Source organism: Pseudoalteromonas rubra (assembly GCF_000238295.3).
GTDB lineage: Bacteria > Pseudomonadota > Gammaproteobacteria > Enterobacterales > Alteromonadaceae > Pseudoalteromonas > Pseudoalteromonas rubra.
This window is the reverse complement of record NZ_AHCD03000035.1, coordinates 1,081,523-1,103,197: the sequence shown is the minus strand read 5'-3', so window position 1 is coordinate 1,103,197 and position 21,675 is coordinate 1,081,523. Positions and strand designations below refer to the sequence as shown.

The window sequence follows — 21,675 nt, the reverse complement described above, 5'->3', positions numbered from 1 at the left end:
TCTGGCAAAGTGTTTGGCGAGGTTCCCCATGATCTGGTATATTCTGCGCACTTATCTTGAAAAAACTATAACTAGCTAAAAGGTTTATCGTGGGCTATCGACGACCTGTGTCTCGCTTTGGTTTTAACTCGCTCAGTGTCAAACTTCCGGTGTTAACTGCCGCTGTGTGTTTGATTGCCGGGGCAATTGCTGCTGCCTTAATGTTGAAAACCGAAGAAAAGCAACTTGTTTATGAAGAATTTCATGAGTTGAGAGTGCAAAGCGAACAAACCCTGATGCACTTTTCCGAGTTTCTCACGTTAAAGAAAAAGCTCGCTCAGCAAGCCAACATGGTGGTGAGCAAATCTTTGTTTTCGGAGCAATCCGGGCAAACCTCATCTGAACAGCAGGTACAAATTAATCGCAACGATGAGCGCATCAATAGTATCGCGGCAAATGGTATTTCTGCGGCTTACTTGCCAGTAAAAAACCTGAACGAACAGACTCAGGCTTTGCTTACCGAATCAGAGTTTGTCTGGAACTCTCTGTCTCCTTTGTTATTACAGGACTTCTTTAATTTTTATCTTCACACCACAGATGATTTTGTGCGTATTTCGCCGCCAAACTCGTTGCTTGTGGACGGCAAAGGGAGCAGTCATTTCAGTATTCATGCATTGCCGCTGTTGCGTGAAGAACTAAATCCCACTCGTCAGGCACTGTGGTCTGGGATTCATTATGATGCAGTCTGGAGCAAATGGGTCGTTAGTGTACTCGTACCATTGTATGTTGACGATGTTTATCGAGGGTTCACGGGCAGTGATCTGGAGCTCGATGTGTTGCTTAGACGGCTGCCGAAAGCCACCGAAGAGTCTGCATATATAGTGTTTGATAAGCAAGGGCGGGTGTTATCTGCACCCAATATGGGCATCATTGCGCATAATAATCAACTGGCAAATAAGGACTCCTTACCCGCAGCTTTTCAGGAGATGATAGATAATACGTTGCGCGTTAACTTACCTAGTTTGCAAAGTGAATTCGGGTATCAGCAGGAGTCTTATTTGGCGAATGTCGTTCACCTGACCGAGCTGGACTGGTATATCGGTTATTATAAAAAACGAGATTCGGCTTTGTTTGCCTTGCATGATTTAAAGTGGAAGTTCTCAGGATTGTTTATCATTTATGGGCTGTTTGTGTCTCTGTTACTGCATCAGGTGATCTATCACTTGATCCTCAGACGCATTAATCAGTCTGTGGATGCGTTGGTGTCGTTTGGTAAGGGGCAGCTTGACCATCCCGAACTGCCAGATGCCAATGATGAGCTGGGTATGTTGAATGCTTCAATCAACGATATGAGCGATGAAACCCGTAAATTGATCCATGGGCTGAATACCCGGGTGTCAGAAAGGGAGTCCGCGCAAAAGCAAGCAAACCGGCTAGGTAAGGCGGTTGAGTTCTCGGGTACCGGGGTGTTGATCACCAATGACAGATTCAAGATTGAATATGTCAATCCCAAAATGATGGAAATGACCGGCTTTAATGAAGCACATTTCACCGGTGCGCCTTTGCTCGGTATTGTCTCTAAAGAGATGGCAATCATTGTCGATGACATAGACTTTGATCTTCGCAGTCGTAATTATTGGCGAGGTGATACACTGCTACAAGGCGTCTCTGATGAGCCGATCTGGGTGAGCTTGAGTATTTCCCCAATCAGAGAGGAGAATGGGCGCATTTCCAGCTATGTGGCGTCGGCTCAGGATATTTCCTTCGTTAAAGAAAGCCAGCGGAAAATGGAAGAGTTGGCTTATTTTGACACATTGACCGGGCTGGCAAATCGCACTTTTTTCCGCATGCAACTGCGTAAGTCGATGGCACTGGCAGAGCGCGGGCATTATGCCTTTGCACTGTTTTACTTTGATCTTGATGAATTTAAACGCATCAATGATACGCTGGGCCACGACGCTGGAGACCGGTTGTTGGTCGAAGTGGCTGACAGGCTAAAACAGAGGTTACGCGCAGAGGACACGATTGCACGTCTCGGTGGTGATGAATTTGCTGTTTTGCTCAGTGGGATTGAAAGTCGTGAAAATGCCATGGATGTAGCACATACCATACAGCGAACATTGGCAAAGCCAATCCGGCTTGGCAATAATGAAGTGATTGTCAGCGCCAGTATTGGGATAACACTGGCTCCTTTTGATAGTAAAGAAGAAGAGCAGCTACTGAAACACGCAGACTTGGCCATGTATGAGGCCAAAGCGAAGGGACGAAATACATTCCATTTTTACTCTCAGGAGCTGGACGCTGCGGCCAATGAGCGTTTGTATATTGAAAATGAACTGCGCCAGGCCATTAAGGAAGGACAGTTCAGTTTGCGCTATCAACCGCAGATTGACAGCATAACGGAGCAAGTGGTTGGTTACGAAGCCCTGGTGCGTTGGTATCACCCTGAGAAAGGCTTTATTGCACCCACAAAATTTATACCCATTGCCGAGGCAACCGGTATGATAGTGGAGCTTGGCGCCTGGGTATTGCGTGAAGCCTGCCAGTTTTCGGCCAGGTTACGCCGCAGTGGCCGTACCGCAGATATTTCCATCAACCTGTCAGCTCGTCAGTTTAAAGATGCTGAGCTGATTGACAACATTGCAATGACACTAAAAGAGACTGGCCTGTCACCTCAAATGCTGCATCTGGAGCTCACAGAGAGTATGCTAATGGGAGACGTTGAAGCCGCCATTGAGCAGCTCCTGGAAATGAAAAAGCTCGGTGTGTCTTTGTCCATTGATGATTTTGGCACTGGTTACTCGTCACTGAGTTATTTAAAGCGTTTTCCGGTTGATGTACTCAAAGTGGACCGCTCATTTGTGAAGGATATCCCCGAGGATTCTAATGATATGGAAATCACCGCGGCAATCATCGCAATGGCACAAAAGCTCAGTATGAAAGTGATTGCAGAGGGGGTGGAGACGCAGGAGCAAGTGGCTTTCTTACAAAGAAATAACTGCTTTATCGTGCAAGGTTATTATTACAGCGCCCCTTTGACTGAACATGAAATCTTAATGCAAAGTCAGCATCCAGACATTGGTCAGGGTAAACAGGCGCATTAAATTGGTCTGAGAAGTCAGCCCGGGACAGACTTCGCACTGCCTTCAGGTTAGCCGCCGGCTATTTTAACCTTAAAGCCCTGCGCTTCCAGCAAGGCTTTGAGCTTGTTGCGATCATCGCCCTGGATCTCAATGATGTTGTCTTTGAGTGCGCCGCCCTGGCCCATTTTACTTTTCAGGGTTTTGGCCAGTTTCTTCAGGTCATGCTCCGTCGGGTCGATACCCACGACCAGCATGACGCCTTTTCCTTTGCGGCCTTTTGTCTGTCGCTCTATTCGTACAGCGCCATCTTTAAATAATTTCACTTCTGGTTCTGGCTGGCTTTCGGTATGTTTGATCCGGCCAGACTCGGTGGAGTACACCAAACGACTTTCTGACATTTTGCCTCTCCTGTATAAATCTTAATACCCTTATGGTAACAAAAAGCGGTTTGAAGCGAGATAATTTTTTGGCTAATTTGACTTATCGGTTTATATTTAAAACAACATCATGGATACCAAAATTTAACCAAAGTAGGAGCTTGCGATGAGCCTGAGCAAAAATGCTTCAGCGGATGGAAAAACTCTAACGATTCAAATCAAAGGGAAATTTGATTTCAACTTGGTCCAGTCTTTTCGTCAGGCCTATGCCGACGTAGGTAATCAAACGGAGAAAGTGGTCGTTGATCTTCGCGACACTGACTACATGGATAGCTCCGCATTAGGTATGTTGCTCAATATGAAGAAGACCCTGGGTGATTCGGTATCAAGTATACAGATCAGTAATTGCAGACCCCAGCTGAAGAAGATCTTACAAATTTCACGCTTCGATAAAAAATTCGATATTGACTAATTCACGAGGGACTCGTGCATGTTAATTTTGGTTGTGGATGATCAGCCACTCAATTGTCGATTGCTACAAACTATGCTTGAGCACCAACACTATGACGTGCTGGTGGCAAATAATGGTCAGGAAGCGTTGAATTTGCTCTACGAGCATGATGTGGATATCGTTCTGTTGGACGTAATGATGCCCGTCATGGATGGCTTTGAAACTGCGCCCAAGATTAAAGAGCACGCGGGTGATGTATACTTGCCTGTGATATTCATCACCGCGCTGGAAGATCACGCCAGTTTCGAGAAGTGCCTCCATGTTGGGGGAGACGACTTCATACATAAACCGTTTGACAGGATTGTGCTGTCAGCAAAAATCCGTGCACATGCTCGGACAAGAAAGCTCAGTAAAGAAGCCCACGAGCAAAAGAAACAGCTAGAGTACCACTACAATCAAATCGAACGAGAACATGAAATCGTCGAACATATTTTCCGTAATGCTTTGTCCGGGCAGCAAGATTTTGCGGATTTATGTGACTATCACTTGTCACCCGCCTCAATGTTCAACGGGGATATGTTCCTGATGGCGAAAAGCCCGATTGGCGGCTTTTATTGCTTGTTAGGTGATTTTACCGGGCACGGCTTAGCGGCCGCAGTGGGGGCGTTACCTGCATCTAAAATTTTTTACACTATGGTGCAAAAAGGGATGGCGGTGAATGATATCGCAGCAGAGCTCAATAGTTCATTGAATACGCTGCTACCTGGGCATATGTTTTGTGCCGCAGCCATTATAGAAATCAGCAGTTCCGGGAGAAATTTGTCTGCCTGGTTAGGTGGATTCCCGGACATCTATCTAATAGATGGCCAGGGGCAAATACTTAAAACCATTGAGTCTCAGCACATGTCCCTTGGGATCCTCGATGAGGATGAATTTGAGCGCAATACGCTGCATTTTGAAGTGGATGTAGGCACCCGTATTGTGATGGCAACAGATGGTATTATTGAGAGTGAAGCGCCGGACGGTGAATTGTTTGGTGAGCAGCGTTTGATCGATGTATTGAGTTGCAAAGTCGATATCTCGACAAAAGATATTATCCAGCAAGTGCGCGAATACAGCGGACACAAAGAGCAGCAGGACGATTTGAGCATCGCAATTATTAACTGCCTGCCCGATACTTCTACTGAGGCCTTACCCCCTGAGTATTCAACTTTACCTTTTAACATTAGTATTTCGCTAAATGCACAACAGATGCGATATACCGATCCGGTACTGGAGTTGGTTGATATCCTGTCGCAAGTAGAAGGTCTGCACGCACACAGATCAAATGTGTTCCTATTACTGTCCGAGGCATATAACAACTCACTGGACCATGGGGTGCTGGGATTACAGTCGGATTTGAAAAATCAGGACGATGGTTTTATTGAGTATTATCAGCAAAGAGCACGCGCGCTGGAAAGTCTCAAAGATGCACTGATCATCATCAATGTGCGTTTTTGTCCGGATGAATTTTGTCTGGTTTTTAATATCTGCGACTCTGGAAATGGCTTCGACCACAGTTCAACGGCACTTCATCAGTCACAGCAGGAGCATGGCAGGGGCGTCGAGTTACTCTCTGAAATTGCAAAAAGTGTGACGTACAATCAGGTCGGTAACGAGGTTGAGCTGGTGTATTCGCTGCGATAACGAGACTTTTCTCTGTTGCCACTCTTGCTGAAAATAAAAAATTCTCATAACACGCTGGCATACCCCATTCGTCCATGTTAAATTTGATGGATATTTAGATGTTTGGATGGCCAAATGATTTCTACCTATCTTTCTCATTGTAATTTATCTATTAGCGAAGCCGTAGTGGCGGGTCAGCTCGCCGAGTTGGATGCGTATCTTGATACCCATAGCCTCAGTGCCACGTGGTCATACCAAATTCCAGAACTGGGCGAGGGGGGCAGTTGCAGTCTGTTCGGCAATTTACAGGAAGCGCCCTTTTTGCTGAGTGATTTTGTTAGTCGTAACAGTGAAAGTGAACGGCAGTTGTCGCGTTTACAAACGATTGCTGAATACGTTAAAACTGCCACGGGCGTTGACTGGTTTGGTATTTATCAGGCGCGCCCGGCCGAAGGCATACAACAGTTGCTGAAGCTGGCTTATTATGGTGCACCCAGTCGTCCTCTGTTTCCGATTACCGAGGCGTTTGCCGCTACATCAAACAATATTCAGACGTATATGTCTGAGCAGGCACGTGTGATCAATAACATCCCTGATTATGTGGCTCAGGGCGGGGAATATTATACCTGTGATCCAAAGGTACAAGCTGAGGTGTGTCTGCCACTGTTAAATCAGCAGGGTGAGTGCCTCGGGATTATTGATGCTGAAGCTTTCGAGCAGGAGTGCTTTGATGAATACAAGCTGGCAGTTTTAGTTGCCGCTTGCATTCGTGCGATTGAGTATCTTCCAAGTTAAGCGGGCTCGTCTTCGCGACAACTTATGTTAATATGAGCTCAGAGTTAACCCCGTGACAAACGAGTCAGAAAACCTCGTTTACGTTAATTAGGAAAAGAGAGAACCATGTTTTCAGAACTAAAACCACTTCCGACGGATCCAATCCTGGGCCTGATGGCCGCCTATAAAAAAGATACTAACCCAAATAAGATTGACCTAGGGGTTGGGGTGTATAAAGACGAGCAGGGTCATACCCCGGTTCTGAAGGCGGTAAAAAAGGCTGAAGCGTTTCGTCTGGAAAATGAAACAACCAAATCTTACATTGGTTTAGCGGGTAACCTGGATTACTGCGACAAGATGGAAAAGCTGCTGCTGGGTAATGAGCACCCGGCCTTACTGGCTAACCGCACCAGAACAGCTCAAGCGCCAGGTGGTACAGGTGCCTTGCGTGTTGCAGCGGAATTTATTAAGCGCTGTAATACAGATGCCACTGTATGGGTTACTACACCAACTTGGGCGAACCACATCAGCCTGTTTGAAGCTGCTGGTTTGACAGTCAAAGAATACCCATACTATGACTATGAAAACAAAGGCCTGTTGTTCGATGAAATGATCGAAGCGCTGAAGCAGGTACCAAAAGGCGATATCGTGTTGCTCCACGCATGTTGTCATAATCCAAGCGGTATGGATTTAAACGCAGAGCAATGGCAAATCGTTGCTGAGTTAGCGAAAGATGTGGGCTTTACACCACTTGTTGACATTGCTTATCAGGGTTTTGGAAGCGGCCTGGAAGAAGACGCTCAGGGCCTGCGTTTGTTGGCTTCAACGGTCGACGAGATGCTGATCTGTTCTTCATGCTCTAAGAACTTTGGGCTTTACCGTGAACGCATCGGGGCATGCTCATTCATTGCTAAGGATGCTGCTGTGGCGGATGTTGCCAACTCAGTGCTACTTAGCGTTGTACGCAGCATTTATTCAATGCCACCGGCACACGGTGCGGACATTGTTAACACGATTCTGGGTAGCGAGGAGCTGACTCAGGAGTGGCATCAGGAGCTGGCTGAAATGCGTGATCGTATTAATGGTCTGCGTAGCCTGCTTAAAGACAACTTGAACGCTAAAGGCACAGGGCAGGACTTCTCTTTCATTGAAAGTCAGAACGGGATGTTCTCATTCTTGGGCATAAACAAGGCACAAATCGACAGATTACGTGAGGAATACTCAATCTATATTGTGGGTTCCAGCCGTGTAAACGTGGCAGGTGTGAGCAAAGACAACATCAATTACTTTGCGGATGCAGTTGCGACTGTTCTGAAATAAGCTTATTTCTACTAAAAAAGCCAGCTCCTTCGAAAGAGCTGGCTTTTTTGTAGGTATGGTCTGAGACATTAGGCCTGTTTAATGGCCGTGACTTTATCGTCATCCCCTTTCTTGTTAGCGGGTTTTTCCTCAGTGTCTTTCTTTGTTGACACTTTTCCGCCTTTCAGGATGGCCACAAAATCGTCTTTTTGTTTGGCAATTTCCAATGCGAGCGACTCAACTTGTTGCTCACTGAGTGGAACATCCACTTTTTCTAACATGCCTTCAAGCGCTTCTGCAACATCCAGCATTTTATCATAAGCATCAGCCTCTTTTTTGCTGGTAAACGTCATACGCTCTACTCCATTTCTTTCTACCACATACTTAACGATAACCGCCATGATCACTCTCCACGAACACTGTTTTTATGTACAGTAGCTTGATTTGTCAAGAATTACAACTGATAAAGTGCTGTTATGTACCGATACCGCGGAACCAGGTGTCATTGATATACATAATGAGCACGTATCTAATGTCGACTTTATCAATAAAAACAAATTGATATTGATAGTCTGTTTGCTCTCATTGGATGGTGTCAGGTTGCCTTTAGCATAGTTTCTAAAAATTAGCATAACAGAGTGAGATGAAAAATTAGCAACAGAAAAAGCAGACATAATTTTGACATATTTCTCTGTGTTTACTTTATTTTAACTGTGCATGCACATTGCAATGCATACTTTAAAAATGGACATTTTAATTGAGGGATCTCACGATGAATATCAAAACACTTTTAGCGACATTGGCGCTGTCTGCGGCACTGCCAATTATGGCTCAACCCGAGCAAGCATCTGCTACAACCCAGCAAGTTGCTGATGCCGTGGTGAATGTAAACCACGCCAGTGCAGAAGAGCTAACCCGTTTACCTGGTATTGGCATGAAAAAAGCACAGGCGATTGTTCGCTCTCGCGAAGAAGCGGGAGACTTTCAGGATATGGATGCTTTGTTACGGGTAAACGGAATAGGTGTGAACATTCTTGCCAAACTTAAAGGCAGGGTATCATTTTAGCGTTGTTCCAGTTTAGTCTGGTCATCTCCAGGAGCAGCTTAGGCTGCTCTTTTTATTATCTTGCCGGGTACATGTCTTGATTATTCAATTGTGCTTTGGTGATTTGTTGTTCGAGTTGTAACTTAAAGTAATCACGCTCTGACTCAGGAAGGTAGCGTAGATGCAGCTCATAAAAACGCGCTGTTTGGTATAAGTGCCGCAGTGCGGTGTTGACAACTTTAAGAAATTGCCGGGTTTCGGGGGTATCAGAGCAGGCAATGTGGCCAAGAACAAAAGGCGGGTTGTTTGCGATTTCGATGCTATGTACCTGCTCAAGTGTCAACTTGCTCGCATAGCGTTGAATCGTTGTGGGGTAAGTCAGAATAAAACTCACCCGGCCTCGCTCGAACATGGTGATGGTTGCTTTATAGCTGTCACCGCCAGGACGCCTGATTAACTGAGTTTTATCAACCCTGGCCAGCTGTGTATCCAGGTAATCGCCGTATGAGCGCTGTGCCTCCGTGAGCAAGGTGGTTCTGGGGTGTGCCTGGAGTAGGGCAATAAGGTCAGTCAGTTGCCCCTGTTCATTGAGAAAAGGGGCAAGTTCAATATTCAGTGGTAAAAAGTACAACCTGTGGCTGGGATAAAGGTGCACAGGCAAACTGAATAAATATTGTTTTGCTCGCTGGCGAGTTTTTATCCGGTTTAGGGCGCAAAAGGGTAGGTTACTTTGGAGCAGCTGATCGATGCGTGTACCCGGCGCAAGCAGCAAAGGCGGGCGGAAAAATGAAGGGGCAGTTTTTAAGATGTAATTCAGCACCAGGTTGTTTGAGTCTGTGGATATATCCAGAGGCTGTTGTGAAAAAACCATCTCGATGTCGAGCGGGTCATCGCTAAGTAGCTGGACCTGAGCACTTGCTGAAAATGCAATCCAGCTATGTAAAACCATCATGATTATGAGTAAAACAGACTGCGTGATTGTCATCATAATGTACATCTTTAAAATTGGTAAGACAGGGAGACACCCCACTCTCTGGGAGGAGCCAGGTAATGCTCCGCGACCCCGAATACTTCGGTAAAGTCATTACCACCAATCAATACCCGTTTATCTGTGAGGTTGCGTACAAAGAGTGCAACTTCCATTTGGGCTGTGATGGCATGGCTGATACGTGCATTTAACAAAGCAAAACTGCCTTGCGCACCAAGTTCAGTATTATAAACATCGTTATACGTTTTGCTGCGAAAGCCCCAGTTAAGTGATAGCTTTACCGGGTGCCGCTGTGCAATCGGCCAGTGGTAACGTAATCCTAATGCTGCAGTCCAGCGCGGTGAACGCATTACTGTACTGTCTGTTGTTACCTGCGTGGCTGTACCGACTGAATCAAATTGGGCATCGGTATACGACAGGTTACCGGAAAGGTGCCAGTCGTGTGTAGGTATGGCCTCAAAACTGGCTTCAATACCCCGAATACTGGTTTCTCCGACATTGTCGATAAAGATCTCAAGGCCGGCTTCTGTCGATTGGCCGCCCCTTAGCTGCATGGCTTTGTGTTGCATATCAAAAGCCGCTACGCTGAGCTGAAGGGTGTCTGCCAGCAATTTGGTCTTATAGCCCAGTTCATAAGCTGTCAGGTATTCGGGGTCAAATGGCTGAGCTGAAGTTGGTGAATTCGGAATGCCGTTAAACCCGCCTGATTTAAAGCCCCGTGATGCACTCAAATAGACAAAGTGTTTGTCGCTGAAGTGATACTCTATTCCGCCTTGCGGAGAAAACACGCGCCAGCTTCGTTCAATAGGACCGCCGTTTTTTTGCCCCTGAGTTTGCAGCGTTCTGTCAATCAAAATGACCCCGGCATTGTCAGCGTCACTTTGCACCTGTTGCATCTTATCTTCGAATGTGAGGCGCCCTCCAAGGTGAAAAGACCAGTGGCGTGTCAGTGCGTATTTGGCATGGGTATATATAGCGGTACTGTTAATGTCTACTTCATTATCAAAACCACTGTCTATGTCCAGACCAATATTGAGCGGGTTACCAGGCCCGCCTATGCTGGTGGGGTTGCTCAGTGGCGAGCCATCTAACGGCCCTGGTACATTTTCCAATGCCTGATATAGTCCACCAATAAAGACCAGATCAGTGAGATGATTGATGTGTTCATCAAAGTGGAATAAGCCGACTAACCAACTGAGTTGATCATCCAGGGCACTGCCGCTGATATTCAGCTCCTGACTGAACTGAAACTGGCGCTGAAAGTCCTGTGTATCACCAATCACAGCGGGATTATTATCGAAATCCCGGCCATAGGTTGCGTAGAACTCCCGATAGGCAGTTAATGACTTTACTTGCCACTGTTGCGGGGTTTGCCATTCGACAGAGAGTAAAGCCCCGGATTGATCCAGTGTGTTAAAGTTGGTACCGAGCGAAGCACTTTGGTGTGATGAGCCGAAGATCTGCAACGGCGGATAAGGGTCAGCAACGCCACTTTGTGTGACCAGATCGTTGTACAGCACCAGCAAGTCGGCCTGATCGTTTTTTGCTGCAAGGATAGACGGTGCGGACCCTGAATTAATTCTGCGCTGATCCAGAGACAACTGCGCCGTTAAATTTGGTGTTATCTGATAACGAAATTTGGCGGTGACAGCCCATTCATCTTGCCCGCCCTCAAACTCACCATTATCACGCCTGACAAAACCATCCCGATTGAGGTGAGTGAATGTCAGGCGGCTACTGAGTGAGTCGCTGAGTTCAAGGTTGGCGCGCATACGGGCATCTCGGCGTTCAAAAGCGCCCAGCGTGATTTCGCCATCTGCAAAAGTATCCGCGATGGGGTCGTGCGTGTAGATTGTGACTGCACCACCTATGGTATTTTTACCGAAAATGGCGCCCTGTGGGCCTCGCAGTACTTCTACCTGACGCACATCGTACAGGTCAAAAATCCCCCCCGGGGAACGAGCATAGTAGACCCCGTCGAGGTAGAGCCCTACACTAGGGTCAACCGTGGGCAGTGGGTCAACCTGTCCAATGCCACGGATGGTTATGTTGGCGCAGTGTGTACAGCCAGAATTTTCGCCAACTGTGGTGATATCTATATTGGGGATAAAGTACGCGGCCTCCAGCAAAGTATTGGCGTTGCGTTCGCGCAGAAATTGTTCAGACATAACAGAAATTGAGACGGGGATAGCCAATGCATTCTCTTTGACTTTACGTGCCTCAACGGTGACTTCCATCAGCTCATCAATAGATAAAGCAAATACGTCGTTGTCACTATCGGGCTGTATATCGGCCCAGGAAATTGAGCTAAACAGCACACAACTTGCGCATAAGCGCGCGATGCTGGGGAGTTTATTGTTCATTCAGTACCTTATTAATGACAATTATTCCTACTCCCTGGAGAATAATCCAGCTCTAATGACCCCATCTATCGGATCGTTGCCATTGAGTATAGCAGCTAAATTGTGGCCCGCAGGGCTAGTGTCTTAACTCAGCCAGGCAGCAGAGCGTCAGCAGAGTGATCAGTAAATCTCAATAATGTGATGGGGTGTGTCGAATGCATTAATTTGTAACATTTGAGTGTTTTTTGTACTTGTTGCTATCCGGATTTTTGTGATTTTATGGTTATGAAACAATAACCGAGAAGGAAGCTAAACCATGAAACTACAGTTGAAAACCAGCAAACTAAAGCGTCTGAATAAACAACATAAACAATTGGACCAGGTCAATACACCTCAGGTGGGAGGTGGATACACGACTAAGCCTTGGACGGTGTGGTGTGAAGAGTTGAGTAAAGGACCTGAGTGCCGCGCATAGCGCCAGAGGCTGACGAGTAGTTAAGTGGTGCGGTGCACCACTTTTTTAGGAGTGTGTTTTACGGAACTCTGAAATCGCATGGTGCAAATGAGGCCGGGCGAACTGTATTTCCAGTGGTACGGTGAGCAGAGGGTACGCCAGTCCACACACAAGTAGCACAGGTAACAGTAGCCAGCCCTCTATAAACGCCAGTGCCATAAACAGTGGCGTCAGTAGCAAAAGCTTGGCGATATTAAGCAGAATCTTGTGCGATGCTGACAGCTGGGCCAAAGCCAGTGCTTTGATACGTTGTTTATCGCGCAGTGCAAAGTCATTTAATTCGGCAAGTTTACTGAGTCTGAAAACCATTTACTTCTCATCTTTTAGCAATAAATACAGCGGCAAAGGCGATAAAACAGAGGCTGTAAAGTGCAAATATGACTTCCATCCAGCCAGGCATCGACAAGCCTGCGAAAAACCAATCTATATTACCACAATCGCCGGTTGCCGCGAAGAAGGCCGGGAGCCATTCATGCAGGGGCATAAAACTTGGAAAATTAGGTACAAAGTCACAGGTAAAAGCAAAAGGATCTGTGGTAGTTTGCATACTGATGTGCTCTTTTGCCAGTAGCCAGCCCCAAATGGCCGATATGCCCCAGCAGCTCAAGGCAATGACTCTTACAGGCAGGCTCGCTGGTGAAGCCAGTCCAATCAAGCCCGCGGCGACAATACCCAATGTGGCTGTACGTTGATAAATACACATGATACAGGGCTCAAGACCCATTCCATACTGGAAATACAGGGCGATAGCTTCTAGCACAAAAGCAGAAAAAAACAGTAAGCCCCATGCAAGCCGGGTACGAGAAAATTCAGCAAGTTTGTTTAACATAAGTGTTCCTTTTTTTGCCCATTATTATGGCTTTGTCAATGCATCCGGGCAACTGGTTTCAGACTAGTCGTGCAGTTTGACTGCTGAATGTAATATTAGTTTCAGGGACAGAGGTGTTTCAGAGATTAAATGTGGTATCTTCTGTGCCACTCAATAGTATAAGGAAAAATGAGCAATGCAGTCTGTTGTACGAGTTGGTGTGGCTGTGGTGATTAAACGCCGGGGACAAATCTTACTGGGTGAACGCATTGGTGCGCATGGTGCCCACACCTGGGCGACGCCAGGCGGTCATCTTGAAGTGGGAGAGACGATAGAGCAGTGTGCGCGACGTGAAGTACTGGAAGAGACCGGACTTGAACTGACCCGGATCACACAATTGGAATACACCAATGATGTTTTTGAATCCGAAGGTAAGCACTACATCACCTTATTTGTGCTGGGAGAGTGCTTAGAGGGTGAAGCTCAGTTACTGGAGCCTGATAAATGTTTGCAGTGGCGCTGGTTCTCACCCGATACTTTGCCGCAGCCCTTGTTTTTATCTTTGCAGAATTTATTGGCTCAAAACCCCACTGGGCTGAGTTAACACGCTGAGGTACAGGTGTCATTTCAAGACCTTATTTTGGCAAGTAGCGCGACAACCTGCCTGTTATTTGCGTTTTTATTGCTGTCTTTGGATCACAAAATACGTAAAAACAGCCGTTATCTGCTGAGCTATTTTGCGTTAATTGGGCTGGTGCAGCTGCTGGATATTGCCAGTGATACCCGTGACACCTTACACCTTTTTATCGTGCCAATGGCACTGATGCTGGGTCCGTTTTTTTATTTATACGTGGGATCTCAGACCCTTCAACAGACTGCCAGTCAGCGACAGCGGTGTTTACTCTTCTTGCCTGCTGGCTTGTTTTTGTTGCACATTGTGCTGGTCAAGACGTCAGTGCTCACAGTGCCGTTAATGGCGCATAAAACAGCCCTGATGCTAGTTGCACCAGCTGAGCTAATCTATGTCATTGCCGCCTGTCTCAGGTTAAAACAAACATCTCATTTGTTCAGCGAGACATCAGGCGCCTCTGAGCCAGTCAAACTGCGTTGGCTTCACTCTTTGTGTTACCTCAATATGCTGATCTTGATGTTTGAAATTATCTATCATATTTCATACTCAACCGGAGCGCTGTCTGTGACGCATAGCAGAGTGTTCATCAATATCGCGTTGCAGTTGTTTTTACTGCTGATAGCCTGGCAGGTGCTCCGTTCACCTGAGGTGATCTATACCGAACAGCAACGTCTGGCAGTGCGCAAAAAGTACCAAAAGTCGGGTTTGACGCCTGCGCTGTCAGCCTATTATGGGCGCAAACTGGATACCCTGATGAATGATGAGCAACTGTTTCTGGACAGTGAACTCACCTTAGGTACATTGGCAAAGCGAGTCGGGCTCAATCCACATAATTTATCGCAGTTGTTAAACGAACATGTTGGCACAGGTTATCACGACTATATCAATGGCTTTCGTGTCCGACAGGCGGCTGAGCTGCTCACAAGCACCGGTTATTCGGTGGAAGAGATTGCTTTTCGCTCTGGGTTTGGTACCCGGGCTCCATTTTATGCTGCCTTTAAAAAACACCATCACCTCACCCCTGCAAAGTGGCGTACTCAGTCTCAGCGACCCGACAGTTTGCGCCAGAGTAATTCAACGGGTCCAGAAGAATAACGCTCCAGCCATCGTTTTGAGCCGTACAACTGGATAGCCCAGACGACCATGATAGTTATGACAGCACCCGATACTTGGGTATTGGTATAGAAACCTAGCCCATAAAACCAGAACGTACAGAGCAGGCTTTGTAGTAAATAATTGCTCAGTGCCATGCGGCCTACCAGACCTAAATAATTCCGCCAGGGCTTCAGCCAGGTGCGCTTACTGATATAGGCCAGTAGAGCTATATAGCCGCATGCGGTAAGTACAGAGCCCCAGTAGTTCCACAGCGTATTTTTGAAAAAGAACTCCGGGAATTGCCAATGTTGGTGCTGATTAAGCCACAGCCCGGTGACAGATAAAGCCATACCAGTTGGAATAGCTAGCAGTGCCACATTGCGATAGCTGCGACAAGACAAGTGACCCGATATAAACCCGAATCGATAGAGCGCAAGGCCAATTAACATCAAACCAGATACCCGAAATCCCCCCCAGGCAGGAAAAGTCGAGAGGTGGAACTCGGCTGCCAGCTGCACGCGCATGCTGACTTGCTCTAACCAACCGGCAGTGAAAGCGTCCAGTTCGGCCTGATTGACGAGTACGGCATGGGCAAAGTGTTGTGCAACGACTTCGGACAACACCGGGTCTGGCAGGTGTTTGAGTGCATTAAATGTCATCAGGCTGTTGGCACTGCCAGCAGCCAGTATCAGTAATCCAAACAGCAGCGTAAGCAAAGCGGGCACACGGACAAATAACAAAGGGAGCAGACCACACAGAGCATAATAGACCAGAATGTCACCATGCCAGATCAGGTAGGCATGGATCAGACCAATGAGCAGCAGAATGGCTAACCGTCTCAGGTAATAGCCATAGGGTGACTTGCCCACAGTCAGTTGTTTATCGCAAATAAGGGCTGTACTGGCCCCAAACAGCATGGAAAAGATCGCCATAAATTTCTGGTCGGCGAAAAGATACTGTATCTGCCACCACAGATGCCCACTGATAGATTGATCTGTGTGTGCCAGGGGAGAGAAATAAGCAGCATAGGGCTCAGAGAAAAGACGAATATTCATTAACAGAATACCGAGCACGGCGGTGCCTCTGATGACGTCGAGTAACGTTTGTCTGGATTGGTACATCATAATGTTCAGCAAAATTTAAATCATGCTGAACGCTAACATGCTCAGAACGTCGGCTTGCTTAATCTGGCCGGAATTGACATCAATGTACACTTAAAATATGCAAGTAAAAAATTTAACTATTTGATACTGTTAATTATAAAGCTTGATTGGACATAGTATTTAAAAACGCGGTTATAGTTTACTTTTTTGTGGCTTTAGGCGCTTTCCTGCCAGTTTCATGAGTCGCTGAAAAGTCGGACAGGCCAGATGATTCGGCGCCGGGCAATGTGCCGCATGATGGAGGCCGTCTCTAATGGCTTGCATAGAAGCTATTTGTTTATCCAGCTCCGCGGTTTTTTGGCGCAGCAAGGCGCGGTCTATGTCTACTCCTTTGGGCAGCAGCATCTGACCGATTTCATCCAGAGATAAGCCGACAAAACGGCCCAGGTTTATGAGTGCGAGCTTCTCCAGTACTGTGGCGTCGTAATAGCGGCGCAGCCCGTGTCGACCAGCGCTGTGGATCAGGCCTTTTTGTTCGTAATACCTGAGTGTGGAAGGTTTCAGCCCGGAGGCTTTGGCGACATCAGCAATATCCATGTGTTCCTCTTTGATATGAAATCGCAGGCAAAGTGTGCCTATCAGTGCTTGACCTAAAGTCGACTTTAAGTTGTAGCATGGTTTATATCACTTGACGAGAGGAGACTATGATGAATTTTGATCCTATGTGGGATGTCCGCTTTGCCGCATCCGATTATGCTTATGGCACAGAGCCGAATGATTTTTTAAAGGCAAAAGTACAGCAGCTTAAAGGCAAGCGTGTATTGAGTCTGGCGGAAGGAGAGGGACGTAACGCGGTGTATCTGGCAAAGCTGGGTTTTGAGGTAACGGCTGTCGATGCCTCCATTAAAGGGATAGAGAAAGCACGGCTGTTGGCCGAGGCGATGAATGTGCGGGTCCAGTTTATTCATGCTGATTTAGCTGAGTTTGAACTGGGCATAGAGCAATGGGATAGTATTGTGTCGATATTTGCACCGTTTGCAAAACCTGTGCGTGTGCAATTACACCAGCGTGTGGTAAAGGCGCTTAAACCCACTGGGGTGTTCTTAACCGAGGCTTATTCACCTGAACAGATCCAGTTCGGAACGGGGGGGGGAAATGATGTGGAAACCATGCTGAGTGCGACTCAGCTGGCTGAAGAATTATCAGGGCTGGATTGGGCGCATCTTGCACAATTAGAGCGACCAGTTGTAGAGGGTCAATATCATACAGGGCAGGCTGCTGTGGTTCAGGGGATCGGCGTTAAACCTTAATGTTCCGGTAAAAAAGTATGGCGACTTGGCCAGGTGTGTTCCTTTATTCGCGCTTTTCCTTCATGATGTTACCTGAGCTAGCACCGTGGTACAGATATGCCTTGTTAGTTCTAAATCATCTGGTACAATCAGTGGATTATTGAGTTGCAGAAGCCTGTCGGTGTGCTACGCACAGAAGCACAGGCTTGTCGACGTACTTTATGTTGTCAAAAGTGGTGTTAAATGAGAATCTTTAAAGCCAAGAGCCCAGCAGGTTTTGCTGAGGAGTATATTGTCGAGTCAATTTGGAATGGCGAATTTCCTCCCGGCTCCATTTTACCAGCCGAGCGTGAGCTGTCAGAGCTTATTGGTGTTACTCGCACCACCTTGCGTGAAGTATTACAGCGCCTGGCGCGTGATGGCTGGCTGACTATCCAGCATGGTAAGCCAACGCGGGTAAACAACTTCTGGGAAACGTCCGGTCTGAATATTCTCGAGACGCTGGCACGGCTGGACGAGGACAAGGTCCCTGAGTTGACTGACCAATTGTTGTCTGCACGTACCAACATCAGCGCTATCTATACGCGTGCGGCTATTAAGTTCAATCCTCAATCTGTGGTCGACATTTTGTCTAAGCATGCGGAAGTCGCTGATACGGCTGAAGCGTTTGCTGAGTATGACTACCGAGTTCATCATCAGCTTGCCAGTGCCGGCAACAATAAAATTTACGTGCTAATCCTTAACGGATTCAAAGGACTCTATTCAAAGATTGGCTGTCATTACTTTTCAGATCCGCGTACCCGCGAACTTGCTCGCGAGTTTTATGCTGATTTGACAGCGCTGGCAGAAAAAGGCGAGCACGACGGCGCCATTACACTGATGCGTAAATACGGTCATCGCTCTGGTGAGATTTGGCAGCAGCTACGTGGTGATATGCCTGACGACATCATGGATTAAGGGTTAACCGACCCGCGTGAAAAAGCACCTTAGGGTGCTTTTTTTGTACCCTAAAATGGTTGTGACCCTGGTTAATCACTGTGCCATCAATTTATTAGATGGCTGCTATCGGATAATTCGATTGTATCCTTTTGAAGGAACAGCATAAACTGAGCGCCAAATAATACCAATTGGTATAAGGGTTGTTTTTTTATAAAACGCCTCAATAATAAGTGACAATTCACAGTGATACAGAAACACATTGCCTTATTGGCCGTGTCACTCTGTGTGAGTGTGGAACTTTGGAACTCAAACTAACTATTTGGAGATAACAATGGGTGTATTAGTAGGCCGCAAGGCACCTGACTTTACAGCAGCAGCAGTTTTAGGTAACGGTGAAATCGTAGATGGTTACAATCTACATGAGCGTATTAAAGGTAAAAAAGCGGTTATTTTCTTTTACCCACTAGACTTCACTTTCGTTTGTCCTTCTGAGCTAATCGCATTTGACAAGCGTTACGAAGAATTCCAAAAGCGTGGTGTTGAAGTGATCGGTGTATCTATCGATTCTCAATTCTCTCACAACGCATGGCGTAACACCCCTGTAAACGAAGGCGGTATTGGTCCGGTTAAGTATGACCTGGTTGCTGACGTGAAGCACGAAATCTGTCAGGCATATGACGTTGAGCACCCAGAAGCTGGCGTTGCTTTCCGTGGTTCATTCCTGATCGACTCTGAAGGTAATGTACGTCACCAGGTAGTAAACGATCTGCCTCTGGGCCGTAACATCGACGAAATGCTGCGCATGGTTGACGCGCTGGCGTTCCACGAAGAGCACGGTGAAGTATGTCCAGCTGGTTGGACTGAAGGCAAAAAAGGTATGGATGCAAGCCCTGAAGGTGTTGCTAAGTTCCTATCTGAAAACGAAGGCGACCTGTAAGCTCGACTTTGTTGTTCTGAGAAAAACCCGCTTTGTGCGGGTTTTTTTATACCCCGATTTTGCCTTGTCATGATGCACGTCCTATCGACCACTTATGATTGAGACGTTTGATTAACTCTACCGAGCCATACGCCAGCATTAAACTGATAACCGGCGTGACCAGTAGGCTAAAAAGTGTCATTTCATTCAGCATCTTACTGTTCCTTGCCTGATGTTTGTTGCGCTTCTTCTTGCTCTGGTGTGAATGACTTAATCAATGCAGCTTTGGTGCTTTCTTTCAGTTCAACCAGATTTGCTTTGATGGTCTGGCTGATGTGAGACTTCATTTCAGTGAGTATTTCCTGAGTTGCAGAAGTAGTCCCGCTATTGATTGCTGACATTGCGCTGACGCTGGCGACGGTTGTGGCATTGACGCTGGCTGTCACACTGGTATTGCCTGCTGCGATAGCGCTGGTGCTCAGACCAAAAGTCAGGATAAGAATGCTAAGTTGGGTTGCGGTTTTCATTGTCTGGTTCCTTTTGCGTTAGTTACGATGACTTTACTGTGTTAGTCGTTCTAACTATTACAAAGGTTGTGCCAGCTTAAAGAAAAATTATAAATATATGAATTATATTGTTTTTTAAGTTTTTGAACTCGCTGGTCAAAATCTAGATTGAGTATTTTGACCAGTCTGGATGGTGGTTTTAACCAATAAATGGTTAACTTTGTTCAAGTAGCTGATAGATCAATTGTTTCACGACCTGAGGTTCGAAAGGCTTATCACATAAAGCGTTCACGCCAGATTGTGCAATATTAGCCAGGTGCGTTTCATTGGCCTCAGAGGATACCATAAGGATTGGCACGTGATTATGCTCGTTGGAGTTTCGAATGGCTTCAGCCAGCTCCTGGCCGTTCACTTCTGGCATATTGAAGTCGGTAATGATCAGATCAAACATGGTGTCTTCTAATATTGTGAGTGCTTCTGCGCCATGCTCCGCTTCACTGATCCGGGTGGCACCCAGGTTGTTCAGTACCCGGCGGATGTGATTGCGCGCCAGGCGTGAATCGTCTACGACCAGGATCCGCAACTCCTGGATATCATACAAGTCCAGCTCCAGCTCTTCCGGAGAGAGAATATCCAGTGTCGCGTTGATGGCTTTACCCAGGTGCGTTTTGTTGAAGGGTTTCGGCAGAATGGCAACCACACCAGATTGCTTGAACGCTTCCAGCTGTATTCTACGCGTCTCACTGGATACCAGCATAAAGGGCAGTTGGTGATCCGCCAGCTCGGTATGGATGTGCTGCAATAAGGTGAGTGCTTCACCGTCAGGCAGATACAGTGCACTGATCACCAGATCGGGCTTGCTGTTATTCAGGCTCTCGATGGCAGCAGCAAGTGTGTCCACGCTCTCGATATTGCGGATCCCTTCTTCCTGAAGTTCGTTGCTGATGATCCGTCTTTGTGTCTGGGACGGTTCCAGAAGTAGGATGCTCAGATCTGAGCTTAAAAGTTCATTCATGGTATGACAGCAAATGTTGAAAATAAATAGTCAGATTACCTAGCAATATAACGTATTTGCAACCGTGTCGCTAGCTTGGTGAGCAGAGTGTTAAAAGGTCTTACACGAAAATGGGATGGGAGAGGCGATAGGCGAAGTTGGGGTGTTTGTCTATTGGGTAAACCTGGATGGCGCGACAGGGCGATGCGACTTTGATTGCACACGCCCGGTTTGTCATTAGCGACGAAATTCCATATTTTGTGGTAAATCGACCAGGATCAGGACTGCACCTTTGCCACCATATTCTAATGGGGCCTGATGGATTGCTAATATATCCGGGTGTTGCACCAGATATTGCGGCACTTTGTGCTTTAACACGCGTTCGCCAATGCCATGTACAACACAGGCACAAGCGACATGCTGTTTTTTGCAGGCATGGATCAACGCAGCCAGCTCATCTTTGGCCGTTTCTTTGTTCATACCATGCATGTCGAGGATCAGCTCAGGCGCGTAATCACCGCGGCGCAGTTGCTTGGCGAGATACTTGTCCGCACCCGGGCGAACATAATTGACGGTGCCATGAGTGTCTATGTCCGGAACATATTCGTCTGAAAAATAGAACTCAGCCTGATGCTGCTTTTTTTGCTCGGCGATCACTTCACCCTTAAAGCGCGTCTGACGTCTGGCTTGTTGCACGGTATCTTGTTTGAACTGACTGGTGCCCGATATTGCCTCGCGGAACAAGGCGAAATCATCAGCTGGCAGTTGTGAGTTTGGTTTATCTGTGTTCATAGCGCCATTTTAAAGAAAAAAAGCGTAAAAACCTAGCGTAAAAACCGTTACAATGCCGCCATGCATTTAGTAGTGAGAGCAACTC

Annotated in this window: 24 protein-coding genes; 12 read left to right on the top strand and 12 right to left on the bottom strand. The window is 46.8% G+C overall.

Going from position 1 to position 21,675, the window contains the following annotated elements; all coding sequences use genetic code 11:
* The first annotated feature begins 89 nt into the window (after positions 1-89).
* Positions 90-3,083, top strand: coding sequence for a bifunctional diguanylate cyclase/phosphodiesterase (locus PRUB_RS16190; protein ID WP_010382398.1), 2,994 nt, complete (start codon positions 90-92; stop codon positions 3,081-3,083).
* Positions 3,084-3,130: 47 nt separating this feature from the next.
* Here PRUB_RS16190 and PRUB_RS16185 read toward each other — a convergent pair whose 3' ends face one another.
* Positions 3,131-3,460 (bottom strand): SUI1 family translation initiation factor, encoded by a 330-nt coding sequence (locus PRUB_RS16185; RefSeq protein WP_010382397.1) that lies wholly within the window; start codon positions 3,458-3,460, stop codon positions 3,131-3,133.
* Positions 3,461-3,605: 145 nt separating this feature from the next.
* On the opposite strand from PRUB_RS16185, the gene PRUB_RS16180 reads away from it, so the two are divergent.
* From PRUB_RS16180 to PRUB_RS16165, 4 genes are all read left to right on the top strand, one after another.
* Entirely contained in the window at positions 3,606-3,911 is a 306-nt protein-coding gene (locus PRUB_RS16180) for an STAS domain-containing protein (protein WP_010382395.1), read from the top strand.
* An 18-nt stretch (positions 3,912-3,929) separates the two neighbouring features.
* Positions 3,930-5,576 (top strand): fused response regulator/phosphatase, encoded by a 1,647-nt coding sequence (locus PRUB_RS16175; protein WP_010382393.1) that lies wholly within the window; start codon positions 3,930-3,932, stop codon positions 5,574-5,576.
* Between the two features lie 114 nt (positions 5,577-5,690).
* The gene (locus PRUB_RS16170) at positions 5,691-6,350 is read left to right on the top strand and encodes a GAF domain-containing protein (protein WP_010382392.1); all 660 of its coding nucleotides are present in this window, start codon (positions 5,691-5,693) and stop codon (positions 6,348-6,350) included.
* 105 nt (positions 6,351-6,455) lie between these two features.
* On the top strand, positions 6,456-7,649 hold the full coding sequence (locus PRUB_RS16165; RefSeq protein WP_010382391.1) for an amino acid aminotransferase: 1,194 nt from the start codon (positions 6,456-6,458) through the stop codon (positions 7,647-7,649).
* A gap of 68 nt (positions 7,650-7,717) precedes the next feature.
* Here PRUB_RS16165 and PRUB_RS16160 read toward each other — a convergent pair whose 3' ends face one another.
* Positions 7,718-8,029, bottom strand: a complete 312-nt coding sequence (locus tag PRUB_RS16160; protein ID WP_010382390.1) for a YebG family protein — start codon at positions 8,027-8,029, stop codon at positions 7,718-7,720.
* Positions 8,030-8,400: 371 nt separating this feature from the next.
* On the opposite strand from PRUB_RS16160, the gene PRUB_RS16155 reads away from it, so the two are divergent.
* A complete protein-coding gene (locus tag PRUB_RS16155) occupies positions 8,401-8,694 on the top strand; it encodes a ComEA family DNA-binding protein (protein WP_010382387.1) in 294 nt (97 codons plus the stop codon).
* 55 nt (positions 8,695-8,749) lie between these two features.
* On the opposite strand, the gene PRUB_RS16150 is transcribed toward PRUB_RS16155, so the two are convergent.
* Positions 8,750-9,661 (bottom strand): hypothetical protein, encoded by a 912-nt coding sequence (locus PRUB_RS16150; protein ID WP_010382385.1) that lies wholly within the window; start codon positions 9,659-9,661, stop codon positions 8,750-8,752.
* Positions 9,662-9,672: 11 nt separating this feature from the next.
* Positions 9,673-12,024 carry a TonB-dependent receptor gene (locus PRUB_RS16145; protein ID WP_010382382.1) on the bottom strand — a complete coding sequence of 784 codons (2,352 nt, stop codon included), beginning with the start codon at positions 12,022-12,024 and terminating at the stop codon, positions 9,673-9,675.
* Between the two features lie 295 nt (positions 12,025-12,319).
* On the opposite strand from PRUB_RS16145, the gene PRUB_RS16140 reads away from it, so the two are divergent.
* Entirely contained in the window at positions 12,320-12,478 is a 159-nt protein-coding gene (locus tag PRUB_RS16140) for a hypothetical protein (RefSeq protein WP_155946258.1), read from the top strand.
* Between the two features lie 45 nt (positions 12,479-12,523).
* Here PRUB_RS16140 and PRUB_RS16135 read toward each other — a convergent pair whose 3' ends face one another.
* Entirely contained in the window at positions 12,524-12,826 is a 303-nt protein-coding gene (locus tag PRUB_RS16135) for a hypothetical protein (protein WP_010382380.1), read from the bottom strand.
* Between the two features lie 7 nt (positions 12,827-12,833).
* Positions 12,834-13,346 (bottom strand): disulfide bond formation protein DsbB, encoded by a 513-nt coding sequence (gene dsbB, locus PRUB_RS16130; protein ID WP_010382378.1) that lies wholly within the window; start codon positions 13,344-13,346, stop codon positions 12,834-12,836.
* 175 nt (positions 13,347-13,521) lie between these two features.
* Here dsbB and PRUB_RS16125 point away from each other — a divergent pair, with 175 nt between their 5' ends.
* Both PRUB_RS16125 and PRUB_RS16120 read left to right on the top strand, forming a co-directional pair.
* Positions 13,522-13,929, top strand: coding sequence for a nucleotide triphosphate diphosphatase NUDT15 (locus tag PRUB_RS16125; RefSeq protein ID WP_010382376.1), 408 nt, complete (start codon positions 13,522-13,524; stop codon positions 13,927-13,929).
* Between the two features lie 15 nt (positions 13,930-13,944).
* Complete coding sequence (locus tag PRUB_RS16120; RefSeq protein WP_010382374.1) at positions 13,945-15,051, top strand: helix-turn-helix domain-containing protein; 1,107 nt, start codon at positions 13,945-13,947, stop codon at positions 15,049-15,051.
* Here the strand turns inward: PRUB_RS16120 and PRUB_RS16115 are convergent.
* Positions 15,000-16,175 carry a DUF418 domain-containing protein gene (locus PRUB_RS16115; RefSeq protein WP_040644694.1) on the bottom strand — a complete coding sequence of 392 codons (1,176 nt, stop codon included), beginning with the start codon at positions 16,173-16,175 and terminating at the stop codon, positions 15,000-15,002. The two genes, PRUB_RS16120 and PRUB_RS16115, sit on opposite strands and share 52 nt — an antisense overlap.
* A gap of 171 nt (positions 16,176-16,346) precedes the next feature.
* Entirely contained in the window at positions 16,347-16,751 is a 405-nt protein-coding gene (locus PRUB_RS16110) for a helix-turn-helix domain-containing protein (protein ID WP_010382369.1), read from the bottom strand.
* Positions 16,752-16,858: 107 nt separating this feature from the next.
* Here PRUB_RS16110 and PRUB_RS16105 point away from each other — a divergent pair, with 107 nt between their 5' ends.
* The 3 genes from PRUB_RS16105 (at position 16,859) to PRUB_RS16095 (ending at position 19,319) form a co-directional block, all read left to right on the top strand.
* Positions 16,859-17,464 carry a class I SAM-dependent methyltransferase gene (locus PRUB_RS16105; protein ID WP_242065249.1) on the top strand — a complete coding sequence of 202 codons (606 nt, stop codon included), beginning with the start codon at positions 16,859-16,861 and terminating at the stop codon, positions 17,462-17,464.
* Positions 17,465-17,686: 222 nt separating this feature from the next.
* Positions 17,687-18,400: a fatty acid metabolism transcriptional regulator FadR gene (gene fadR / locus PRUB_RS16100; protein ID WP_010382365.1), complete on the top strand. Its 714-nt coding sequence runs from the start codon at positions 17,687-17,689 to the stop codon at positions 18,398-18,400.
* Positions 18,401-18,713: 313 nt separating this feature from the next.
* Positions 18,714-19,319 (top strand): peroxiredoxin C, encoded by a 606-nt coding sequence (locus tag PRUB_RS16095; RefSeq protein ID WP_010382361.1) that lies wholly within the window; start codon positions 18,714-18,716, stop codon positions 19,317-19,319.
* A 67-nt stretch (positions 19,320-19,386) separates the two neighbouring features.
* On the opposite strand, the gene PRUB_RS26615 is transcribed toward PRUB_RS16095, so the two are convergent.
* The 4 genes from PRUB_RS26615 to smrB all read right to left on the bottom strand — a co-directional run bounded on the left by PRUB_RS26615 (position 19,387) and on the right by smrB (position 21,590).
* The gene (locus PRUB_RS26615; protein WP_257721229.1) at positions 19,387-19,512 is read right to left on the bottom strand and encodes a hypothetical protein; all 126 of its coding nucleotides are present in this window, start codon (positions 19,510-19,512) and stop codon (positions 19,387-19,389) included.
* A gap of 1 nt (position 19,513) precedes the next feature.
* Entirely contained in the window at positions 19,514-19,825 is a 312-nt protein-coding gene (locus tag PRUB_RS16090) for a hypothetical protein (protein ID WP_010382360.1), read from the bottom strand.
* Positions 19,826-20,018: 193 nt separating this feature from the next.
* On the bottom strand, positions 20,019-20,819 hold the full coding sequence (locus PRUB_RS16085; protein WP_010382357.1) for a response regulator: 801 nt from the start codon (positions 20,817-20,819) through the stop codon (positions 20,019-20,021).
* A gap of 216 nt (positions 20,820-21,035) precedes the next feature.
* Entirely contained in the window at positions 21,036-21,590 is a 555-nt protein-coding gene (gene smrB / locus PRUB_RS16080; RefSeq protein WP_010382355.1) for an endonuclease SmrB, read from the bottom strand.
* Between the last annotated feature and the right edge of the window lie 85 nt (positions 21,591-21,675).

Bases quoted from the DNA above. Each gene is read 5' to 3' on its own strand.
- PRUB_RS16165 (WP_010382391.1), top strand. From the start codon at position 6,456: ATGTTTTCAGAACTAAAACCACTTCCGACGGATCCAATCCTGGGCCTG.
- PRUB_RS16160 (WP_010382390.1), bottom strand. From the start codon at position 8,029: ATGGCGGTTATCGTTAAGTATGTGGTAGAAAGAAATGGAGTAGAGCGT.
- PRUB_RS16185 (WP_010382397.1), bottom strand. From the start codon at position 3,460: ATGTCAGAAAGTCGTTTGGTGTACTCCACCGAGTCTGGCCGGATCAAA.
- PRUB_RS16125 (WP_010382376.1), top strand. From the start codon at position 13,522: ATGCAGTCTGTTGTACGAGTTGGTGTGGCTGTGGTGATTAAACGCCGG.
- fadR (WP_010382365.1), top strand. From the start codon at position 17,687: ATGAGAATCTTTAAAGCCAAGAGCCCAGCAGGTTTTGCTGAGGAGTAT.
- PRUB_RS16115 (WP_040644694.1), bottom strand. From the start codon at position 16,175: ATGATGTACCAATCCAGACAAACGTTACTCGACGTCATCAGAGGCACC.
- dsbB (WP_010382378.1), bottom strand. From the start codon at position 13,346: ATGTTAAACAAACTTGCTGAATTTTCTCGTACCCGGCTTGCATGGGGC.
- PRUB_RS16095 (WP_010382361.1), top strand. From the start codon at position 18,714: ATGGGTGTATTAGTAGGCCGCAAGGCACCTGACTTTACAGCAGCAGCA.
- PRUB_RS16090 (WP_010382360.1), bottom strand. From the start codon at position 19,825: ATGAAAACCGCAACCCAACTTAGCATTCTTATCCTGACTTTTGGTCTG.
- PRUB_RS16085 (WP_010382357.1), bottom strand. From the start codon at position 20,819: ATGAATGAACTTTTAAGCTCAGATCTGAGCATCCTACTTCTGGAACCG.
- PRUB_RS26615 (WP_257721229.1), bottom strand. From the start codon at position 19,512: ATGCTGAATGAAATGACACTTTTTAGCCTACTGGTCACGCCGGTTATC.
- smrB (WP_010382355.1), bottom strand. From the start codon at position 21,590: ATGAACACAGATAAACCAAACTCACAACTGCCAGCTGATGATTTCGCC.
- PRUB_RS16145 (WP_010382382.1), bottom strand. From the start codon at position 12,024: ATGAACAATAAACTCCCCAGCATCGCGCGCTTATGCGCAAGTTGTGTG.
- PRUB_RS16180 (WP_010382395.1), top strand. From the start codon at position 3,606: ATGAGCCTGAGCAAAAATGCTTCAGCGGATGGAAAAACTCTAACGATT.
- PRUB_RS16170 (WP_010382392.1), top strand. From the start codon at position 5,691: ATGATTTCTACCTATCTTTCTCATTGTAATTTATCTATTAGCGAAGCC.
- PRUB_RS16175 (WP_010382393.1), top strand. From the start codon at position 3,930: ATGTTAATTTTGGTTGTGGATGATCAGCCACTCAATTGTCGATTGCTA.
- PRUB_RS16150 (WP_010382385.1), bottom strand. From the start codon at position 9,661: ATGATGACAATCACGCAGTCTGTTTTACTCATAATCATGATGGTTTTA.
- PRUB_RS16140 (WP_155946258.1), top strand. From the start codon at position 12,320: ATGAAACTACAGTTGAAAACCAGCAAACTAAAGCGTCTGAATAAACAA.
- PRUB_RS16110 (WP_010382369.1), bottom strand. From the start codon at position 16,751: ATGGATATTGCTGATGTCGCCAAAGCCTCCGGGCTGAAACCTTCCACA.
- PRUB_RS16155 (WP_010382387.1), top strand. From the start codon at position 8,401: ATGAATATCAAAACACTTTTAGCGACATTGGCGCTGTCTGCGGCACTG.
- PRUB_RS16105 (WP_242065249.1), top strand. From the start codon at position 16,859: ATGATGAATTTTGATCCTATGTGGGATGTCCGCTTTGCCGCATCCGAT.
- PRUB_RS16135 (WP_010382380.1), bottom strand. From the start codon at position 12,826: ATGGTTTTCAGACTCAGTAAACTTGCCGAATTAAATGACTTTGCACTG.